At 35.2% G+C, this 2385-nt stretch carries 2 protein-coding genes; one reads left to right on the top strand and one right to left on the bottom strand.

What is annotated here, in order from left to right:
• Nucleotides 1-540, bottom strand: coding sequence for a VanZ family protein (locus K6G87_RS12040; protein ID WP_296837551.1), 540 nt, complete (start codon nucleotides 538-540; stop codon nucleotides 1-3).
• A 301-nt stretch (nucleotides 541-841) separates the two neighbouring features.
• Here K6G87_RS12040 and K6G87_RS12035 point away from each other — a divergent pair.
• The coding region (locus K6G87_RS12035; RefSeq protein WP_296837549.1) for a sensor domain-containing diguanylate cyclase at nucleotides 842-2385 on the top strand (1544 nt) is incomplete at its 3' end.

Below are 2385 nucleotides of genomic sequence, written 5' to 3'. Positions count from 1 at the left end.
TTATTTCGCTGCTTTCTTTGCTTTTCTTATGGAAAACAGGATTACAGCGCCTATTACAACTCCGCATGTATTAAGGATCAGATCATCGATATCCGTATGTCTTCCATCGCAGAATATCTGACTAAGCTCAATAAATAATGTAAGTCCAAAGCCCGCAAGTACAGTCTTTTTGATGCTGTCAAGCTTATCAAAGCATACTGGCCAGACAATTCCGACAGGTATGAACATCGCTATATTGCCGATTACATTCATAAGCCATCCTTTATACCTGTCCACAAGAAAATAAAAAGGCAGCAGCGTTACTTTATTTATCGCCGTCCACGTAAGAACTACGTAAAGCGTTGGCCTTGTCCCCTTTTCAATAGGGAAATCAAAATATACGAACCTTGCAATTACAATTAGACATATGTATACAAGTAAAAGCTTAAACTCTCTTTTTATTGAAAATTTCCTGGTTACAGCTGCTGTCACTGCCCTCACTATTATCCATATGATCGTTATCATGATCATCATCTGTGCCATGGTTATTCTAATTATCATTAGTCTTCTTGCCCTTCCTATGATTTCTAGCTCAATTTTCAGTATTTATGAGCTTTTTGTTTATTTACATACCTTTTTATAAATGCTCCTCCAATTAGCTTATATACGACTATTCTCGAATTTAGATATATTTTTCACTTCAATTAGCTTATATACCTGCTTACACCGGATTGTTAACCTTATTAAATATTTTTTTATAGGTTTAAATAATTGCTTGTTGTTGAATTTACTATGTTATGATAAAATTTAAATAATTATAAACGTTTTTGCGTATATCGATTATTGCAAATTGGAGCGGAAATTGAAAACCATTCAGTCTAAAGTTATCTGTGTTACAATTGCAATTATTCTTTTAACCAGTATTTGCTTTATTAATATTGGTTTTTTTAATGATGCTGCCAGTACCAAGATCGATACTGAAACTATAATTACTCTTGCAACAGCCAAAGCAGCTTTGCAGTTCGACGAATACTTTAATACCATCGAAGATAGCGTTGATGCCATCCATGACCATGCGCTGCAATCCATTGAAGATAATCCATCTATTCTTGAAAACAAAGACAGTCTTAGTCATTATACTAAAAATCTGTGCAGTTTGTCATTATCCCTCATTGAGAATATCAAGGGAGCATCTTCTGTATACTACGAATATAATCCTGATTCATATGGTATCAAAACAGGCTTTTGGATCACCTTCAATGAAGAAAAGGAAATTTTTTCCCAAAGAGAATTATTCGATTTTACAGTATATGAGGAAGGTAGCGAAAGGTATGCCAATTGGTTCTATGCGCCAATGAAGGCTCGCGAAGCTATATGGATCGGCCCATACTACGACTACGATGTCGAGCAGAATATGTACACCTACGCTAATCCTGTTATCTACAACGATGAATTTATAGGTGTTATCGCAATGGACATTAATACTGATGTGTTAAAAGAAATTGCGGAATCAATCGAAGTTTACATGAACGGTAATGCGTTCATTACTGACAAGAACAAAAATCTCCTCTACAGCTATTATTATCCTAACGGTTGCGCCTACGAAGGTCTGGACCCTACTGTAAAATACAAATTAGATACTATTCATCTTGGGGAAGTTGAAGAATACACTATTTTCAGTACAGATTATATAGCATATATGGAAGAACTAAAGCCTGGTATGCTTATCGGTATTAATATTCCTATATCTTCATTCGAATCCAGAAAACAGCAATTACTGATATCCTATATCCTTGCAACTATACTATGCACGGTTGTTGCTATAGCTTTAGCTTTTTTCCTAATTAAAAGTATAGTAAAGCCTCTTCGGAATCTCACCAAAGTTGCTGAAGATATTACAAATGGAGATTACAATAAACGAATTCCTGTTAAAATCAATGATGAAGTTGGTGTCCTTGCAAAGGCTCTTAATAAGACTCTTGATACTCTGAATGCCTATATCAAGACTCTTGACGAGGAAGCCAAGCTTGATTTTTTGACAGGGCTTAGTAACAAAAATGCCTTTGAAAAAACGGAGAAAGCACTAACAGCTTCCATAGAAAATGGAATAGATACTTTCACCGTTACTGTTTTTGATATTAATAATCTGAAAAAAACTAATGATACCTATGGTCACGATACTGGAGATAAGCTTATTGCTGCTGTCAGCGAGATCATAAAAGAAGTATACGGCGACCGTTTAAGTTATAGGATCGGCGGAGATGAATTTGTAGCAATCATCAGAAACAGCAATATATATGATGCTAACAATTACATCGATCAAATGAAGGCGCTTATAGAAAATCACAATAAAAACGCTCAAGGAGATGACGCTCTTTCAAATATAAGTGTAGCTATCGGCGCTGC

The sequence above is a fragment of the Butyrivibrio sp. genome, assembly GCF_024699075.1.
The sequence above is the reverse complement of the archived record's forward strand: the minus strand, read 5'-3'. Positions and strand labels throughout refer to the sequence as shown.

Excerpts from the sequence above, each read along its gene's own strand:
- K6G87_RS12040 (WP_296837551.1), bottom strand. The coding sequence starts at position 540 with ATGATAATTAGAATAACCATGGCACAGATGATGATCATGATAACGATC.